14 protein-coding genes are annotated in these 18,491 nt (G+C 68.8%); 5 read left to right on the top strand and 9 right to left on the bottom strand.

Annotated features, from left to right (window positions below; genetic code table 11):
- Nucleotides 1-48 precede the first annotated feature (48 nt).
- Complete coding sequence (locus ACFYRH_RS09335; protein WP_387770642.1) at nucleotides 49-1,281, top strand: aldose epimerase family protein; 1,233 nt, start codon at nucleotides 49-51, stop codon at nucleotides 1,279-1,281.
- A gap of 27 nt (nucleotides 1,282-1,308) precedes the next feature.
- On the opposite strand, the gene ACFYRH_RS09330 is transcribed toward ACFYRH_RS09335, so the two are convergent.
- Nucleotides 1,309-2,151, bottom strand: a complete 843-nt coding sequence (locus ACFYRH_RS09330) for an alpha/beta fold hydrolase (RefSeq protein WP_387770639.1) — start codon at nucleotides 2,149-2,151, stop codon at nucleotides 1,309-1,311.
- On the bottom strand, nucleotides 2,148-3,554 hold the full coding sequence (locus ACFYRH_RS09325) for a sensor histidine kinase (protein ID WP_387770636.1): 1,407 nt from the start codon (nucleotides 3,552-3,554) through the stop codon (nucleotides 2,148-2,150). The genes ACFYRH_RS09330 and ACFYRH_RS09325 overlap by 4 nt, the downstream gene beginning before the upstream one ends.
- 337 nt (nucleotides 3,555-3,891) lie before the next feature.
- Between ACFYRH_RS09325 and ACFYRH_RS09320 the strand changes: the two genes are divergently transcribed.
- Complete coding sequence (locus ACFYRH_RS09320) at nucleotides 3,892-5,271, top strand: hypothetical protein (protein ID WP_387770633.1); 1,380 nt, start codon at nucleotides 3,892-3,894, stop codon at nucleotides 5,269-5,271.
- Nucleotides 5,272-5,301: 30 nt separating this feature from the next.
- Here the strand turns inward: ACFYRH_RS09320 and ACFYRH_RS09315 are convergent, their stop codons facing one another.
- From ACFYRH_RS09315 to ACFYRH_RS09290, 6 genes are all read right to left on the bottom strand, one after another.
- Entirely contained in the window at nucleotides 5,302-6,504 is a 1,203-nt protein-coding gene (locus tag ACFYRH_RS09315; protein WP_387770630.1) for a cytochrome P450, read from the bottom strand.
- 146 nt (nucleotides 6,505-6,650) lie between these two features.
- On the bottom strand, nucleotides 6,651-7,562 hold the full coding sequence (locus tag ACFYRH_RS09310) for a PmoA family protein (protein WP_387770627.1): 912 nt from the start codon (nucleotides 7,560-7,562) through the stop codon (nucleotides 6,651-6,653).
- Complete coding sequence (locus ACFYRH_RS09305; RefSeq protein ID WP_387770624.1) at nucleotides 7,562-8,671, bottom strand: Gfo/Idh/MocA family protein; 1,110 nt, start codon at nucleotides 8,669-8,671, stop codon at nucleotides 7,562-7,564. Before ACFYRH_RS09305 ends, ACFYRH_RS09310 begins: the two co-directional genes overlap by 1 nt.
- A gap of 25 nt (nucleotides 8,672-8,696) precedes the next feature.
- Nucleotides 8,697-10,019, bottom strand: coding sequence for an ABC transporter substrate-binding protein (locus ACFYRH_RS09300; RefSeq protein WP_387770621.1), 1,323 nt, complete (start codon nucleotides 10,017-10,019; stop codon nucleotides 8,697-8,699).
- A gap of 21 nt (nucleotides 10,020-10,040) precedes the next feature.
- Nucleotides 10,041-10,925: a carbohydrate ABC transporter permease gene (locus tag ACFYRH_RS09295; RefSeq protein WP_387770618.1), complete on the bottom strand. Its 885-nt coding sequence runs from the start codon at nucleotides 10,923-10,925 to the stop codon at nucleotides 10,041-10,043.
- The gene (locus ACFYRH_RS09290; protein WP_387770615.1) at nucleotides 10,915-11,838 is read right to left on the bottom strand and encodes a carbohydrate ABC transporter permease; all 924 of its coding nucleotides are present in this window, start codon (nucleotides 11,836-11,838) and stop codon (nucleotides 10,915-10,917) included. Before ACFYRH_RS09290 ends, ACFYRH_RS09295 begins: the two co-directional genes overlap by 11 nt.
- Nucleotides 11,839-12,041: 203 nt before the next feature.
- Here ACFYRH_RS09290 and ACFYRH_RS09285 point away from each other — a divergent pair, with 203 nt between their 5' ends.
- Nucleotides 12,042-13,790: a hypothetical protein gene (locus ACFYRH_RS09285; protein WP_387770612.1), complete on the top strand. Its 1,749-nt coding sequence runs from the start codon at nucleotides 12,042-12,044 to the stop codon at nucleotides 13,788-13,790.
- 40 nt (nucleotides 13,791-13,830) lie between these two features.
- Here ACFYRH_RS09285 and ACFYRH_RS09280 read toward each other — a convergent pair whose 3' ends face one another.
- Nucleotides 13,831-15,687, bottom strand: coding sequence for a hypothetical protein (locus ACFYRH_RS09280; protein ID WP_387770609.1), 1,857 nt, complete (start codon nucleotides 15,685-15,687; stop codon nucleotides 13,831-13,833).
- A gap of 171 nt (nucleotides 15,688-15,858) precedes the next feature.
- Here ACFYRH_RS09280 and ACFYRH_RS09275 point away from each other — a divergent pair, with 171 nt between their 5' ends.
- Both ACFYRH_RS09275 and ACFYRH_RS09270 read left to right on the top strand, forming a co-directional pair.
- Nucleotides 15,859-16,887: a LacI family DNA-binding transcriptional regulator gene (locus tag ACFYRH_RS09275; protein WP_387770606.1), complete on the top strand. Its 1,029-nt coding sequence runs from the start codon at nucleotides 15,859-15,861 to the stop codon at nucleotides 16,885-16,887.
- A complete protein-coding gene (locus ACFYRH_RS09270) occupies nucleotides 16,888-18,483 on the top strand; it encodes an FAD-dependent oxidoreductase (protein WP_387770603.1) in 1,596 nt (531 codons plus the stop codon). It abuts the gene before it with no gap.
- Nucleotides 18,484-18,491: the final 8 nt, after the last annotated feature.

Here is an 18,491-nt window from a genome sequence, read left to right as displayed (position 1 = left end):
GCGCTTATCGTGCGAAGGTCCGGCTCTACAACGATTGAGGGGATTGCGATGCCCGATCATCTGCCCCGCCGTCAGGTCCTCCGGACCGCCGGCGCATTGGGCCTCGGTGCCGCCGCCGCGGGCGCTCTCGGCAGCACCGCCGACGCCAGTACCCAAACCAGTTCCGGCGCTGGTACGCCGGATAAGTTGACCGGCATGGGTGCACACCACGGCAAGCTGGAGATCCACAAGGACAAGTTCGGCACCACGCCCGACGGTCAGCAGGTGGACGTCTACACCTTCACCAACGGCTCGGTGACGATCTCGATGCTGACCTGGGGGGCCACCATCCAGCGGGTCGAGACCCCGGACCGGCGCGGTCACACCGAGAACATCAGCCTCGGCTTCGACAACCTGCCGGACTACGCGGCGCTCAGCCCGTACTTCGGCGCGACCATCGGCCGCTACGGCAACCGGATCGCCAAGGGCAAGTTCACGCTGGACGGGACGGCGTACCAGATCCCGGTCAACAACGGCGAGAACGCGCTGCACGGCGGCACCATCGGCTTCGACAAGAAGGTCTGGAAGGCGAAGGTGGTGCACACCGATCAGGCGGTCGGCGTCGCGTTCAGCTACGTCAGCCCGGACGGCGAGATGGGCTTTCCCGGTGAGCTCACCAGCACCGTCACCTACACCTTGGACAAGCGCGACAATCTGCGGATCGACTACCACGCGACCGTCGCGGGCAAGGCGACCGTCGTCAATCTGACGAACCACGTGTACTTCAACCTGCTCGGCGAGGGCAACGGCACCATCTACGACCATGTGCTGGAACTGAACGCGCCGAAGTACACCCCGGTCGACGCGACGCTGATTCCGACCGGCGAGATCGCTGCGGTGGCGGGTACGCCGTTCGACTTCAGCAAGCCGACCGCGATCGGCAAGCGGCTGCGCGGCGACCACCAGCAGCTGATCTACGGCCGCGGGTACGACCACAACTTCGTGATCGGTGGCGAGCCGGGCCACGACGGCCTCCGGCTGGCGGGCCGGTTCTGGGAGCCCGACCACGGCCGCACCATCGAGGTGCACACCGACCAGCCAGGGGTCCAGTTCTACAGCGGCAACTTCCTCGACGGCACCTTCCTCGGCATCGGGAACAAGGCGTACCGGCAGGGCGACGCGTTCGCCTTCGAGACCCAGCACTTCCCGGACTCGCCGAACCACGCCAACTTCCCGTCGACGGTCCTGCGTCCCGGCGAGACCTACAAGTCGACGACCGTCTACAACTTCGGGACCAAGTAGCAGCCGCGTGCCGCCGTACCGCAGCCTTCAGCCGGTACGGCGGCACGTCGCCGCAAGCCACTCCAGCGCCGGCTCGGCCTGCTCCACGATCGTGAAGTGTGACGCGCCGACGCATTCCTGCAGCGTCGCGGTCGGGCAGTGGTCCGCGAGCCACCGTCCGTGGCTCACCGGGATGATGCGGTCCGCCGTGCCGTGCAGCAGCAGGACCGGAGCGGTGATCGCCTCCGGATCGCAGCCCCACGGCCGGGTGTAGGCCGCGTCGTCGTCGATCTGCCCGTAAGGACCGGCGTCGAGGCCCGGTCCCGCGACCTTGCCGAGCCAGCCCCACGGCCCGCCGAACATCGCCAGGTCGTCGTCGGTGAAGCCCGCGTCGTAGTCGAACCCCGAGTTGTGCAGTACTTCGCGAACCTCGGCCCCCGCCGCCGCGCTCGCGAGCGCGGCGATCGACGACGGCACCATCCCGTCGTACCAGCTCAGTCCTTCGACGCCGTACGGCGCGATCGCGGCCAGCGTGAGCGCAGCGCTGACCCGGTCGCCGAGGACGGCCGCCGTACCGAGGGCGAAGGTGCCGCCGCCGGAGTACCCGGCGACCGCGAACCGGTCGAGCCCGAGTGCGTCCGCGACCGCGGCCGCGTCGTGTCCGACCGAGGCGACCGTGCGTCCACGGTGGATCGTGGAGCCGCCGTACCCGGGCCGGTCGAACGAGACCCACCGAAGTCCCAGCCGGTCGGACGCGGCGAAGAGCGGCTCGGGCGGCGCGCCGACGTTCGGGGTCCCGTGGTTCCACAGGACCGGGAATCCGTCGCCGCCGGTGTCGTAGGTGTGCAGGGTCCGCCCGTCGGCCATCGGCACGTCTCGCTCCACAGTCACGAGATGAGCATAGGAACAGCGACGGTGAATGTCGTACTGCCTGGTGCCGAGTGGACGGTGAGGGTGCCGTTATGGGCGTGCGCGATCGACTGCGCCAGAGACAGGCCGAGGCCGGTGCCGGCGTTGGTTCTGGTGCGGGCGGTGTCGGCGCGGGTGAAGCGGCGGAAGACGTCCGGCTGGAGTTCGGCGGGAATTCCGGGACCGTCGTCGTGAACCGTCAGCACAGCGAATCGGTCGGCGATGCGGGCGGCAACCGTCACGGTGGTGCCGGGCGGAGTGTGCCGGCGGGCGTTGGTCAGCAGGTTGGTGAGGACCTGGTGCAGTCGCTGCTCGTCGCCGGCCACCACGATCGGTTCGGCCGGCAGGTCCAGCTCCCAATGGTGGCTGGAGGCAACGATCTCGGCGTCGATGACCGAGTCGCGGACGAGCCGGGACAGGTCGACCGGCCGGCTGTCCAGCGGCCGTCCGGCGTCCAGGCGAGCGAGCAGCAGCAGGTCCTCGACCAGCGAGGCCATCCGCGTGGTCTCGATCATCACCTTGCCCATCGCGTGCGTGAACAGTTCGGGATCGCCCTGGTGCAGACTCAGCTGCGCATACCCGTGGATCGTGGTGAGCGGCGTCCGGAGTTCGTGCGAGGCGTCGGCGACGAACTGCCGGACCTGCTGCTCACTGCGGTGCCGCGCGTCGAGCGCGTGCTCCATGTGTCCCAGCAGCGTGTTCAGCGCGACCGCGACCTGACCGACCTCGGTGCCTTCGTCGGTCAGCTGATCGGGCACGCGGGCAGTCACCCCGATCTCGCCGGTGTCGAGCGGCAGAGCGGCGACCTCCCGAGCGGTCTGCGCGACCCGCCGCAGTGGCCGCAATTGCCGCCGTACGACGAAGACCGCGACACCGCCCGCGGTCAGTACGCCGATCCCGCCGAACAACGCCTCCCAGCCGATCAGACTGTTCACGGTGTTCTGGATGTCCTTCGTCGGCAGCCCGGCGATGACGGTGATCGGCCCGATGTTCGTCGCCCGCACGCGGTACTGCCCGAGGCCCGGAAGTGCGACCGTCCTGTTCGCGCCGGCCGGCAGATCGTCGAGCACGCCGAGCGCCGCGCCAGAGAGGTCCGTGAGTTTCCCGTCATCGGTGATCACCTTGCCCACCGCGGTCGACGACTCCAGATAGACCGTCACCGTGCCGGCGTCCTGCCCGTGCGGCGAGTCCGGCGGCGGCCCGCCGTTCTGCAGCGCGCCGATCGCCCGGCCTTGCGCCGCGGTCACCTTGCCGTCGAGCTGGCTGGTCAGGTACGAGCTGATCGCGGCGGTCGTCAGCCCACCGATCACGACACTCACCACCGCGACCAGCACCACCATCGCCGCCGCGACCCGGACACTCAGAGACCGCGCCGCACCCTTCACGTGCTCAGGATGCGCACCCAGCCCGCGAGGCCCCTCCAGGTTCCCTGGGGACTTGCTGTGAAACCGGCCGCGGACGTCGCGAGAAAGTCTCTGCTTCGTCAACAAAAGGGCGCGCGGGGGTAGTTGTCGGCGGCATCCGGAAAAGCGCGGACATTGCCCGCGTTTTGAAATTCCGGTGTGTGAACCGCGATGGTAGTGGGGAGGTTCGAGACGTTTCCGGATTCGCCTCCCCTTCCGGGGCCGGAAACCGGTAGCCTCGTGCAGCGCGCTATGGGGGCCGCCGTACACCCACCCGACGAAACTGCCGGAGAGCCCAAACCGGTCAGGAGAGCACGTCTTGCAGGAGAACACCAGCACCACCAGTACTGGCGAACTGGTCAACGTACCCCTCACCGGTGCGGACAAAGTCGCCTACGCTTTCTACGCGACCGCGGCTGCCGCGGCTCTGGTCGGCCAGGTCTGGGCCGGCGTGACCCATATCCCCTGGCCGGACAGCGGGTTCTCGACGCTGCTCAAGATCGTCCTCGTCACCCCCGCGGTCGCGGTGCTCGAGCTCGGTGGCGTCGCCACCGCGGCGCTCGCCGACCTGCGCCGGCGCAAGGGCGAGCAGGCCTACGCCTATCGCGCGATGTCGTTCTTCGCGGCACTCGTCGCCGTCGTCTTCAACGTGGTCGGCCACTGGCGGCCGGAGGAGCGGTTCCTGGCCTTCGGCTTCGGCGGCCTGTCCGCGTTCGCCTACGTGCTCTGGCTGATCCACAGCTCGGCCCGTCGCCGCGACGCGCTGCGCAAGGCCGGCCAGATGCGCGACACCGGCCCGGTGTACGGCATCGTGCAGTGGGCCCGGGAGCCGCGCGTCACCTGGCTCGCGCGCTCGCTGGCGATCGAGCACGGCTACACCTTGTACGAAAGCCTCCGGGCGGCGCACCACCAGATCCGGAACCGGAGCCGCCGCGAGGCGATCGCCGGCACCGTCGCGGAGTACATCCGTTCCGAGCACCAGGACGAGCGGCTGGCGAAGATCGCCGAGACGACGTACGACCCGGACCGGCTGGCCGGGATGCTCGAGGAGCGGATCAACTACGAGGTCATCACCAACAAACTGACCAAGGCGATCTCACCGCCGCCGGAGCAGCCCGAGGCCCGGCCCGCCGCCGTGTGGGTCCTCGAGGGCGGGCAGCCGCGGCGTGCGGACGGCACCGGCGTCGGCCTGCGCGGCGACGAGGACGCGTGGACCGGTGAGCTGATGGCGATCGTCGACCAGCCGGATCCGACCGACAGCGGCAACGTGTCCGAGGCGGTCGTCGTCGAGGACGAGAGCGAACCGCAGCACGTCGTGAACGGTACGTCGAGCAGCCTGAAGCCGTTCGCCCCGCAGCCGAAGGCCGAACCGCTGGTGGAGAAGCCCAAGCCCCCGTCGCCGTTCGCCGGCCCGGCGGACCCGCAGCCGCCGGCGCTGATCACCACGCCGAAGGTCGAGCCGGTCCTGCCCGGCCCGGAGCCGGTTGCCGCGGAGCCGGCGGCCACCGACGACGAGCCGAGTCCGCTGGAAGTGAAGCGGCAGCGCGCCTGGGCGTTGCTGGCCGACTGGTCGCCGGAGCGTGGCGAGATCACCGCCAAGAAGATCGCCGACGCGATCGCGTGCAGTGAGCCGATGGCGAGCAGGTACATCGAGCAGTACCAGGCCGAGCACGGCGTCGTGCTCGTCGCGCAGAACTGATCCACGGATCGCACCGGCTGCCGGTGGACCTCAGAGGTTGAGGTTCACCGGCAGTTCCGCGAGACCGCTGACCAGCACGCGCCGCCACTCGAGCTCTTCGGCCGGCTTCGCGAGGCTCATCCGCGGGAAGCGCCGTACCAGCGCCAGCAACGACTCCTGCAGCTCGATCCGCGCGAGCTGCGCGCCGAGACAGAAGTGCGGTCCGAAGCCGAAGGACAGGTGCTTGTTGTCCTTCCGGTCGATCCGTAGCTCGTCCGGGGCGTCGTACGCCCGCGGATCCCGGTTGGCCGAGTTCAGCGCGGCCATCACCCCTTCACCGGCCTTGATCTGTACGCCGTGCAGCTCGATGTCCTCGAGTGCGACGCGCAACTGGCCGACCTCGCTGAACCGGTTGAACCGCAGCAGCTCCTCGATCGCCGACGGGATCAACGCGTTGTCGTCCACGAGCCGCGTCCAGTTCTCCGGCCGGCGCAGCAGTGTCGCGACGCAGCTCGAGATCTGGTTCGCCGAGGTCTCGTGGCCGGCGACGAGCAGGTTCACGCCGAACGCGATCAGCTCCTCCTGACTGAGCCGGTCGCCTTCCTCGCGGGCGCGGACGAGCTCGTCGAGCAGGTCCTCCGCGGGCGCCGAGGTGTTCGCCAGCTTCTTCGTGACGAGATCCTCGATGTACGCCGTCAGGTTGGTCATCGCGTCCTCGACCAGGTCCTTCTCGGTCATCTTCATGCTGTACCCGAGCTCGGTCCACTCACGGAACTGCGCGCGATCCGCGTACGGGACGCCGAGCAGCTGGCAGATCACCTGGATCGGCAACGGCAACGCGACCAGTTGCCGGATGTCCGCGCCGTCACCGGCCCGCGCGACGTCCTCGGCGAGCTGCGCGGACAGCTCGGCGACCCAGGGCCGGGTGCGCTCGATCTTGCGATGCGCGAACGTTGGTACGACCAACTTCCGGAGCCGGGTGTGCTCGGGCGGGTCGGTGGTGGTCAGGCTGTTCGGCATCGGCTTCGCGAGCGCCACCCGCGGCGCGCCCTGCCTGACCACGGCGGCCCGCGAGAACCGCGGATCGGCGAGCACCAGTTTCACGTCGTCGTACCGCGTCACCAGCCAGACCTCGGCCCCGGCCAGTGTCCGCACCCGCGCCACCGGCCGCCCTTCCCGCAACTCGGCGAACGTCGGCGACGGATCGAACCGGAACGCGTCCTCGAACGGAATCTGCAGCACGGGCTCACTCATGACCCAACCCTAGGTTAGGTAACCCTTGGTTGCCGGAGGCCGGCGCGTCGGCGCGGACCCCCGGGCCATCACGATCGGCGTCCGCGACGTCCGCCAGGCGGGCCGAGCGTCGACGGGTGGATTGTGATGGCCCGGGGGTCCGGGGTTCAGCTCGCGAGGGCCTTGGTGGCCTGGGCGGCGAGCGTCGCGGCGCCGTCGTCGTCGGCGAGACCGTCGGCGATCAGGACGGCGTACCTGAGGTTCAGGGTGGCGCCGGCTTCGATCGGGAGTTCCTCGGAGAACCACGGGGCCGGGCAGACGGCGGCGAAGTTCGACGAGCGGACGAACCACTGCGGTGGGTGCCGGACGTTGTCGGTCGCGTCGGCGATGATCAGCGTGGACGCCGTGTCGGTCTCGTCCTGACGGGCGGTGAAGCCCATCCACGCGGCGCGCTGCCCCATCAGCTCGTCACGGCCCTTGCCCTGCGGGGCGAGGATCGTGCCGTTCGTGAAGCATCTCGGTCCGCGCCAGAACAGGCCGCCGTACCCTGCGTTCGGGCGACCGGCCGTGGTCGGGCTGCCGATCTGGACCGTGGCGCCGGAGACGTTCGTCATCGCGGTCTCGTAGACCAGCACCCAGCCGTCGTCGGTCAGCCGCGTGGTGATCGTCCGCGACTCGTCCACCACGTGCTTGCCGCCCTGCGTGTGCCAGGACAGGTGGTGCCCGAACCGCACCTCGTCGTCCGACACGTCGAGGGCGTCCACGCGGTCGTGGTCCTGCGAGCCGTTGTTGTCGCGCGGTTGGTAGCCGTCCTCCTGCGCGTACGTCGGCCCGCCCCAGAAGTTGTCAGCGCCGAAGTGCGGCAACGACCAAGCCAGGCCCTTGTGCCACAGGTGATCCCACGGCCGGTACACGCTGACCAGGTCGCCGGTCAGCGTCCGGATCGGATGGAAGTACGGACGCGGCGACTCGTACTGCGGGTCGTCCGCGTTGTAGACATAGGTGAACAACTCGCCGTCGCCCGCCGTGACCTGGATCGACCGGCCGACAGCATGGTTACAGCCGAGGTTCTGCGTCATCAGTTCTCCCGTTTCGATTGGGTCCATGGCGCCCCGATCTCGCTGAACAAGGCCAGCTCGTCCGAGGCCCGGTCGATCCACTTCTCCACGTCGAGAAGAATCGGCCGGCGCTCAAGCCCCTCCCCTTCCCAGCGCACCAGCGCGTCCGGGATCGGCACCGGGTCGGCCGCCGTCCGAACCGCCTCGACGACCCGGGTGAACCCACCGGTCGCCTGCAGCGGCACATACAGCGGTACGGCGGGATCCGCACGATGCGCGAGCAAGTTCTCCAGCAGATCCGCCCGCCCGTACTTCGTATCGCCGATCAGATCCGACTGATACGTCAGCACCGCCTGCCCCGCGGACCCGTGCACGATCACCGACGCCTCGAGGTGCTCGGTCGCGCACAACGTGACCGCGACCAAGATCGGCGTACCGCGGCTCGTGGTGATCCGCACCGAGGACGTGTCGTCGGACTCGATCGGGTTCGCGCGGTACAGCTCGGTCTCGATCGACCGGATGTCGTCGATGCCGGTCGACCCGTCCAGCAGCAGGGCCGCGGCGGTCGCGTGCGCGAGCGGGTTCGTAACCGCGCCGTCGACCACGTCGATCCCGTCGAGCCGCCGCCGTCCGGACCACCGGGCGCGCTGGAAGTACTGCGCTTTCCGCACCCACTTGCCGGTCGCGCTGATTCCCCGGATCTCGCCGAGCTGCCCCTCGGCGATCATCGAGGCGAGTGTCAGCGTGGCCTCCGACGCCTGCGCCTGGAAGCCGACCTGGCACGCGCGCCCGGTCTCCGCGACCACGGCCGACAGCGCCTCGAACTCGGCCAGCGACGCCGTCGGCGGCTTCTCCAGCAGTACGTCGGCCCCGGCCCGCATCGCCAGTTCGGCCAGTGGGACGTGGGTCTGGATCGGCGTACAGATCACCACCACGTCGACCTCGGTGACGGCCAGCAGCTCGTCCAGGCCGGCGAAGACCTGGACGTCCGCGGGCAGCTCGCCGCCGCCGCGCGGATCGGCGACCGCCACCAGCTCGGCCCGGCCGGACTCGGCCAGCCGGGCGACGTTACGCACATGGGAGGCTCCGTGGCCGTGGATTCCCACCACGGCCACGCGGGCCCCCGTCATCGGCAATCAGTTGCTGTCAGCAACACTATTTGAGCTCCCCGTTGACCTCGTCCAGGAACGCCTTGGCCGCCGCGTCCGGCGCCTGCCGGCCGAACAGTACCTCGGTCGTGTACCGCTGGATGATCTTCTCCACCTGACCACCACCCACCGGCGGCGCCGGTGACGGGTCGCCGAGGTCCGGCTTGATGTCCTGGATGAACTTCGCGGTCGCGGCGTCGGCGGGCTGCAGCTTCGGCGTCACCTCGGAGCGGACCTCGGTGTTCGGCGGCACGCCACGCTCGGCCAGCAGCACGTTGCCGGCGGCAGTGGTGTTCGCCAGGTAGTTGACGAAGTCCGCGGCCTCCTTCTGGTGCTTCGACCGCGACGAGATCGACCAGAACATCGAGCCCTTGTAGTACGAGCCGTTGTCGGCGGCCTTGCCGTCGGTGCTCGGGATCCGCAGCAGCTTGAGCTGCTGGCCGGTCGCCTTGCTGAAGGCGACCAGCTGGTTGCTCCAGATGAAGCTCATCGCGAGCTTCCCGGTCGCGAACGCCGACTGGTCCAGTGACGCGTTCATGTCCTGCGAGACCGCCTCCGCGGACGGGATCGCCTTCTGGTCGCGGAGCTTCAGGATGTACTTGAAGAAGTCGGTGGTCTTCTCCGGCGAGACGCCGAGCTTGCCGTCCTTCGTCCAGAGCGACTCGCCGTTCTGCCGGGCCCAGAGGTTCAGGCCGGCCTCGTTGCCGCCGAGCGTGCCGGTCCCGGTGATCTTGCCGCCGGTCTTGGCGGTGATCTCCGCCGCGGTCTTGGCGAAGTCGTCCCAGGTCCAGGTGGTGTCGTCCGGGATCGCCACGCCGGCGGTCTTGAACGCGGCCGGGTTCACGACCACCGCGAACGAGTTGATGCCGGCGTTCAGGCCGTACAGCCCGCCGTCGAACTCGCCGGCGCCGAGGGTGTCCGGCTCGAACTTGCCGGTGTCCAGGCCCTGGGCCTTCTTCAGGTCGAGCAGGGCCCCGCGATCGGCGTACTCGCGCAGGTACTTCTCGTCCATCTGGATGATGTCCGGGGCGTCGTTCGCCGCGACCGTGGTGGCGAGCTTGTCCCAGTACCCCGACCACTCGCCGAACTCACCCTTGACGGTGACGTTCGGATGGTCCTTCTGGTAGGCGTCGATCACCTGCTGGGTGAGCTTGGTCCGGGTGTCCGAGCCCCACCAGGTGAATCGGAGCGTGACCTTGCCGCCGTCGGAGGACGACGACGCACCACCGGAGTCGCCGCCGCAGGCGGCCGCCGCGAGCAGGCCGGTGGCGATCGCCGCCGCGGCGAGTGCGCGCAGGCCCTTGCCTGCGACGCGTGGGATGTGCCTCATGAGGTGCACCTTTCAGGGGAGTTACTTGATGCCGGTGGTCGCGATGCCCTTGATCAGGAACCGCTGGCCGAGCAGGAAGGCGAGGAAGACCGGGACGAGGGAGACGACCGACATCGCGAACATCGATCCCCAGGACGAACTGGAGGTCGAGTCCACGAACGACCGCAGTGCGATCGGGACCGTGTACATGTGCGGGTCGGTCAGGTAGATCAACTGGCTGAAGAAGTCGTTCCAGGTCCAGATGAACGTGAAGATCGTGGTGGTGGCCAGCGCCGGCACCATCAGCGGGAGGATGATCCGCAGGAAGATCGAGGCCTTGCCACAGCCGTCGATCCGGGCCGCCTCGTCCAGCTCGCGCGGGATGCCGCGGATGAACTGCACCATCAGGAAGACGAAGAAGGCGTCGGTGGCGAGCAGCTTCGGGACGATCAGCGGCAGCACCGTGTTGATCCAGCCCAGCTTCGAGAACAGGATGTACTGCGGCACGATCACCACGTGGATCGGCAGCATGATGCTCAGCAGCATGATCGCGAACCAGAACTTCTTGGCGGTGAACTCCAGCCGGGCGAACGCGTAGGCCGCCATCGAGCAGGACACCAGGTTGCCGAGGATCGAGCCGAGCACCACGACCGCCGAGTTCAGCAGGTAGCGGGTGAACGGTTCGGTCAGGGCGTGCCAGCCGAGCCGGTAGTTCTCGATCCGCAGGTCCTTGATCAGGATCCCGGGGTCACGGAAGATCTCGTTGCCCGGCCGCAGCGAGCTGACCACCATCCAGATCACCGGATAGAGCATCACCAGCGCGGAGCCGGCCAGCAGGACGTGGATCACCAGCGGCCGGATCCGGGCCCAGGTGACGGGAGCGGTACGGCGGGCGGTGACAGCGCGGTGCAGGGTCTCAGTCGTCATAGAACACCCAGTACTTCGAGGCGAAGAAGTTCGCGGCGGTGAAGACTCCGATGATCACGAGCAGGAACCACGCCATCGCGGAGGCGTAGCCCATGTCGAAGTTCCCGAAGCCCCGGTCGTAGAGGTACAGCGTGAAGAACATCGTCGAGTCCGACGGTCCGCCGCTGCCCCCGGAAACGACGAACGCCTGGGTGAACGACTGGAACGCGTGGATGATCTGCAGCACCAGGTTGAAGAAGATGATCGGTGTCAGCAGCGGCATCGTGATGCTGAAGAACCGCCGCAGCGCGCCGGCGCCGTCGACCGATGCCGCCTCGTAGTACATCGTGGGGATCTGCCGCAGCCCGGCCAGGAAGATCACCATCGGCGACCCGAAGGTCCAGACGTTCAGCACCACCAGGGTGCCGAGCGCCGTACTCGGGTCGGAGATCCAGCCCTTGCCGTGGATTCCGACCACGTCCAGCACCTGGTTCAGCAGGCCGGTGGTGCCGAACACCTGCCGCCAGAGGATCGCGATCGCGACACTCGAGCCGAGCAGCGACGGCAGGTAGAACACCGACCGGTAGAACGCCATCCCACGGACACCGCGGTCCAGGACGACCGCCAGCAGCAGGGCGATCGCCAGCTGCAGCGGCACCGAGACGAACACGTAGGTGAACGTCACCCGCAGCGAGTTGTGCAGCCGCTGGTCGGACAGCATCCGGGTGAAGTTCTCCAGGCCGATCCACTTCGGGGCCTGGATCAGGTTGTAGTCCGTGAAGGACAGGTAGAGCGAGGCCAGCATCGGCCCGATCGTGATCAGGAACAGCCCGAGCAGCCACGGGGAGAGGAAGAGGTAGCCGGCCAGATTGTCCTTCTTCTGACCTGCGGTTTTCTTCCCCCGGAGGCTGCCGAGCTCACCCAGCGCACTCATGTTCTGCGTACCTCCGGAACGCTAAGGGCAGCCCGGAAAGCGCTTGCCTTGGCCGGTCAAACTAGTACGGGAAACCGGTTTATGCAAGGGCTCGCCGGGGTGCCGGATGTCCGGATGCGGTCGGGCTGCGCGCTCTTGACAGGACAAAGTCCGGAGGCGACAGTTCCAGGCATTTGGCAACCGCTTACCGACGGGAGAACCCGATGCTGCGACGCACCTTTCTGACCGGTTCGCTGACCACGGTCGCGCTCGGCGCCCTGCATCCGGCCGTTGCTCGTGCTGAGGTGGCAGCTGTGGACGAGGACTTCCTGACCCTGCTGACCGATGCGAACCAGCAACAGATTCCGCTGGTTCTCGGCAACTACCAGAACCTTTCCGACAGTGTCCGGACGGTGGCCCGGAAAGCCCGCCGGCTGGTTTCCGGCTACGTCTGGGGCCGGTCGTCGTACCACCACGACCCCGCGTTACTCGGGCCGCTGGGATGGCTGGTCGACCAGCTCGCCGCGCGGCAGCACGAGGACGGCCTGTACGACGTCGGGAACCTGCACTCGCCGCCGGACACCGCTTTCGCGATCCAGGACGTCTGCCTGCTCTACGCGCTGCTCGACGCGGACGGCCAGGCGGAAACCGCTGCACTGCGCGCGACACTCGCGACGGTGGTGCGGAAGGCCGGGCCGGCACTGGCGAGCGGCGGCGTACACACGCCGAACCATCGGTGGGAAGTGTCGGCCGCGTTGGCGCGGGCCAACGAACTGTTTCCGGACCGGCGGTACGCGGCCCGGATCGAGGACTGGCTGGACGAGGGCATCGACGCGACGCCGGACGGCATCTACAGCGAGCGGAGTTCGACGTACGCGGCCGAGGTGACGAACCCGTGCCTGCTGACGATCGCCTGGTTGCGCGCCAGGCCGGACCTGCTGGAGTACGTCCGGCGCAACCTCGACGTGACGCTGTACCTGCTCGAGCCGAACGGCGAGGTGGACACGACCGCGTCCCGCCGGCAGGACCAGAAGGGTCTGCGCGAGATCTGGTGGTACCTGACGCAGTTCCGCGAGCTGGCGCTGCACACCGGGGACGGACGATTCACGACCGTGGCCAAGAGCATCGAGGCCCGCGGAACGGGCGAGCTCGGCGATTTCCTGGCCGACGTCCTGGAACGCCCGGAACTGTCCGCGACCCTTCCGGCCGCCCAGCCGGCCCCCACCGATTTCGTGCAGCACTACCCGTCCCAGGCATCCGTCCGGGTACGCCGTGACGCGCGGACGGCAACCGTTTTCGGTGGCACGGACTTCGCCGACCTCCCGGTGATCTCGTCGGGGCTGTCGACCAACCCGACGTTCTTCAAGCTCCGGAACGGTGCCGCGATCCTCGACTCGGTCCGGTTGTCGCCGCAGTTCTTCAGCACCGGTCATTTCCGTAGCGACGGACTGCGCCGGCTCGGCCCGAACGGTTTCCGGCTCGCGCAGGAGGTCAAGGTCCCGTACCACCTGCCGTTGCCCAAGCGTTTCCGGCGGGCGGACGGGCAGTACGCCCTCACTCCCGAGGGCCGGTTCTACGCGTCGATGGATTTCGGGCATCGGCCGAAGCAGTACCGGACACTGCGGACCGAGATCACCGTGACCGAGGTACCGTCCGGCTTCGACCTGGCGTTCGAGTTCGCCGGCGACGCGACGGCGTACGCGATCGAGCTGTGTTTCCGCAACGGCGGAACACTTTCCGGGGTCGACGCACTGGATGCCTCAGGCAACTACCAGCTCGCGTCCGGGACCGGAACCTACACGGTCGGCACCGACCGGATCGAGTTCGGGCCCGGAAACGGCGCCGCCCGGGTCGCGATGGACCCGGGCGAGCGCTACACCTACCTCGGCGGCAGCCTCACCCCGGACGGCCTGCGCGTATACCTCACCGGCCGCACCCCCGGCCACCAACTGCTGCGTCTGCGTACCCCTTGACCTTGCCCATCCACCTGGAGAGCTGTTGGGTCGGAGGTGGTCAGCCGGCGGTTCGTACGACGGTTTCCAGTGAGCCGTCGTGCGGGATACGAAGGACGTGGATGCGGCGGCGGGCGTCGCGGAGGTACGTGCGGGACGTCGTGCTGACGGTCGCCGTACGACGGCTCGACCAGGTGATCGTGATCGTGGCCTTGCCACGGCGGATCACCAGGCTGTCCGCCGTCGCGGTCCGGCTCTGGTTGTAGGGGACCGCGGTTCCGTCGGAGAAGACGACCTCGTCGTCGGGCTGCAGTACCAGCGGGATCTGCTCGGTCGCCGCGCCGGTCGCGGTGACCCGGCGGCTGACGGACTGCGGGCCGACCAGCAGCTCGGTCGCGACCGAACCGTCGGGGGTGTGGTAGCGGACCAGGTCCTTGGACGGGTACGAGGCGACAAGGTTGCTCTCGGCATCGGCTTTGCCACCGAGGACGGTGCCCCAGGATCCGGTCGCCGTCTGCTGGGCGTGGATCACCGTGCCCGCCACCGGGTGCCAGAGGAATCCGGTCCCGGCCTTCACGCCGCTGCCCTGCCGGTTCCCGAAGAACGCGCCGAGGTACAGGCCGGGACGGCGTACGTAGAGGTAGTCCTGATTGCCGTAGTCGTCGTGGCGCCGCTCGGTGAAGTTGTCGCTGCGCAGGTACGGGAGTCGCGCGATCGCGGCCTGCTTCGCGGCGCGGGCCGGCATCGTCTCGCCGTACGGCGCATGCGCGATGATCCGCGGCGAGGTGTCCTGCTTGGCGAGCGCGAGCACCGGCGCCGGGTCCGCGGCCCAGACCTGCCGGGATGCCGTCTGGTCCTCACGGGAGGTGAAGAACGCACCGAGGTCCGGTGCGACCGGGACGAAGTGCGAGCCGAGGATGGTGCGGTCCGGGTCCGGGATCACGTCGTCGTAGAACGCCGCCGCGGTCCGGTCCGAGACGGCGTAGTACGTCAGCCAGCCGGAGTCGTCGGGCTCCCGGAGCAGGTTGTACCCGAACCAGTCGGCGAACCGGCGCGCCATGGTCGCGAGCTGCGGGTTCCTGGTGAGCAGGTACAGCTCGGCCAGCTCCGGGAGCATGACCTCGAAGTTGTAGTTGATGTCCATCCCGCGCGGGTCGTAGAAGAACCCGGCTGGGCTCTGCGCCCACTTCGCGATGAACCGGATCCGGTCCTGCAGCTCGAGCGACCGGTCGTGGTCGGGGAGCAACGTCAGCGTGAGCGCCGAGCCGGCGACACCCGCCGTCGCCTGGTTCGTGTACTCGAACGGGTTGTCCCAGACGACCGAGTTTCCCGGGTCCAGGTACCAGTCGACTCCCTTGCGCAGGGCAACTTCCAGCTGCGGCTGCCGGCTCGTCAGCGCGTTCGCCTGCCGCAGATTGGCGAGCGTCTTCGCCAAGTACCCGATGCCGAAACCGCTTGACGCCTTTCCTTGTTCGCCGGGGTGGTACTCCGGCCAGGAGCCGTCCGGGTTCTGCAACCCGATGTAGTGCTGCAACGCGGCGTCGAGCCGGCCGAGCAGCGCGTTGTCACGGTAGTACGGGTTCCAGGCACGCTTGTTCGCGAAGAACCAACTCAGGGTGAAAACGTGTTCCTGGACCCGCGAGTTGTACGGCTGAGCCGGCGTCCGCCACCAGCCGCCACCCATGAACCCGTACGGATCGGTGTCGACGATGTCGTTCGCCATCGGCGCCAGCGTCGCCAGGTACGGCGCGAACCGCTGCTCCCCCGGCGCGAACAACCGTCGCTCCGGCGCCCCGGCCGGCAACGTGGCCAGCAACGGCAACCCCGCGGCGCCGGCTGACATGGACATCGACGTCATCGTGGACGCGAGCCCGGCGCCGGCGGCGCCGAGCAGGACGGTACGACGTTTCAGAGACATAGCGGATCTCCTCGCTGCGATCGGACTGCGGCGAGTTTTCAGCGCGTGACCGTGGCGGGTCAAGACCGTGGGCTTTGATAATTCGAATTACCAGCGGAACTGACCTCTTGACGCACCTCGGCGGGCTGTTCTACGGTTCCCGGCAATCCGTATTACCGCGAAGGATCGACGATGGCAGACAAGGCGACCCGGCTCACCCAGCGCGACATCGCGCGGCTGGCCAAGGTCAGTCAGACGACGGTGTCGCTGGTGCTGAACAACCGCAGCGACGCCACCGCGCGGATCCCGGCCGAGACCCGGGACCGGGTACTCAAGGTGATCCGCGAGACCGGCTACCAAGCCGATCCGCTGGCGCGGCGGATGACGCAGCAGCGCAATCAGATCCTCGGCGTGTTCACCTACGAGTCCGTGTTCCCGAGCGCGAGCGGCGACTTCTACCACCCGTTCATGGCCGGGATCGAGGACTGCGCCGAGCGGCTCGGCTGGGACCTGCTGCTGTTCACCAGCGCGCCCGTCACCGAGGGACGGCGGCGGATCTTCCACGAGAACAACCGGCTCCGGATCGCGGACGGTTGCCTGCTGCTCGGCCGGGATATCCCGAATGAGGAATTGGCCCGGCTGATCGCCGAGGGGTACCCGTTCGTCTCGGTCGGCCGCCGCGACGACGCCGACGGCCCGGTGCCGTACGTCGGCGCCGACTACACGAGCGCCACGCGCACCGTCGTCGAGCAGGCCCAGGCGCTCGGTCACCGGCGGATCGCGTACGCCGGACTCGGCAGCGGAGCGGAGTCGTCGGCCGACCGCATGCGCGGCTTCCGTGACGCGGCCGGCGCGCGCGCACCGCACGTACCGACGACCGACCGCGCGCCCGGTGACGTGCTCGACGACCTGCTCGAGCGCAACATCACCGCGGCCTTCGTCGAGGAGCGTGCGGACGCGATCGCGCTGTACGCCGCGGCCGCCGAGCGCGGTGTGGACGTACCCGGGGAGCTGTCCGTGATCGCGCTCGGTGATGCCACCCGGCCCGCGGCGAGTGACCTGAACTTCTCCGGTTTCCACGTCCCGCGGCGGGCGATGGGGCTGCGCGCAGTGGAACTGCTCGAGTCGATCCTCAGCGGCACCGCCGGCGAGCGGCACGTCCTCCTGCCGTGCGACCTGACCGACGGAATCACTCTCACTCCGCCTAGCAAAGGTTTCTAGATGCATACAGATGTTCTTGTGGTCGGCGGTGGGCTCGGTGGGGTCGCCGCGGCCTTGGCCGCGCTCCGGACCGGTCGCTCGGTGATCCTGACCGAGGAGTTCGACTGGCTCGGCGGTCAGCTGACCAGCCAGGCCGTCCCGCCGGACGAGCACTCGTGGGTCGAGCAGTTCGGCGTCACGGCGTCGTACCGCGCGCTGCGCGACGGGATCCGCGAGTACTACCGCCGGCACTACCCGCTGACCGTCGCGTCCCGGGCGGACGCGCACCTCAACCCGGGAGCCGGGTACGTTTCGAAGCTCTGCCACGAGCCGCGCGTCGCGGTCGCCGTACTGGACGAGATGCTCGCGCCGTACCGCGCCAGTCGCCGGCTCCAGGTCTTGCAGCCGTACCGGCCGGTGGCCGCGGACACCGACGGCGACCGGGTCACCGCGGTGACCGTGGAGCACCGGGACACCGAGGAGCAGTTGACGCTCACGGCGCCGTACATCCTCGACGCGACCGAGACCGGCGAGCTGCTGCCGCTGACCGGGACGGAGTACGTCACCGGGTTCGAGGCGCAGAGCGAGACCGGGGAGCCGAGCGCGCCGGCTCAGGCGCAGCCGCTGAACATGCAGGCGGTGTCGTACTGCTTCGCGGTCGACCACGTCGACGGCGACCACGTCGGTGACAAACCGGCGAACTACGCCTTCTGGCGGAACTACCAGCCCTCGTTCTGGGGCGACCGGCTGCTGTCCTGGACGGCGCCGAACCCGCGCACCCTGGAGAGCTCGGTCCGGACGTTCACCCCGAACCCGGACGACGACCCGCTCGCCGTGGTCGCGGACCAGCGGCGCAGCGGCGGCGACACGAACCTGTGGACCTTCCGCCGGATCGCGGCCCGCCGGCACTTCGTCCCGGGGGCCTACGAGAGCGACATCTGCCTCGTGAACTGGCCGATGATCGACTACTTCGAGGGCCCGGTGATCGACGTACCGGACGCGGCCAAGCATCTGGCCGCGGCCAAGGAGCTGTCCCAGGCGGTGTTCTACTGGCTGCAGACCGAGGCGCCCCGTCCGGACGGTGGCACCGGCTTCCCCGGGCTGCGGTTGCGCGGCGACCTGGTCGGATCGGCCGACGGACTCGCGCAGGCGCCGTACATCCGCGAGTCGCGGCGGATCAAGGCGGCGTACACGATCGTCGAGCAGGACCTGTCGGTCGCGGTCCGCGGGACCCGCGGAGCGGTGGAGTACGCCGACAGCGTCGGGATCGGGATGTACCGGATCGACCTGCACCCGTCCACCGGCGGGGACAACTACATCGACGTGGCGAGCAGCCCGTTCCGGATCCCGCTCGGGGCGCTGGTCCCGCAGCGGGTGGAGAACCTGCTGCCCGCCGGCAAGAACCTCGGCAGCACGCACATCACCAACGGCTGTTACCGGTTGCATCCGGTCGAGTGGAACGTCGGCGAGGCCGCAGGCCTGCTTGCCGGCTTCTGCCTGGACCGCGGTGTCAGTCCGCGCGCGGTCCACGCCACACCTGCCCTGCTCGGCGAGTTCCAGGACCGCCTGGTTGCCCAGGGCATCGAACTCGCCTGGCCGGACGTCAAGGGTTATTGATTCCGGCT

The organism is Kribbella sp. NPDC004875, from assembly GCF_042873375.1.
In the GTDB taxonomy this organism is placed as follows: domain Bacteria; phylum Actinomycetota; class Actinomycetes; order Propionibacteriales; family Kribbellaceae; genus Kribbella.
Note: the sequence above shows the minus strand (reverse complement) of the source record. Positions and strands in the feature narration are given on the sequence as shown.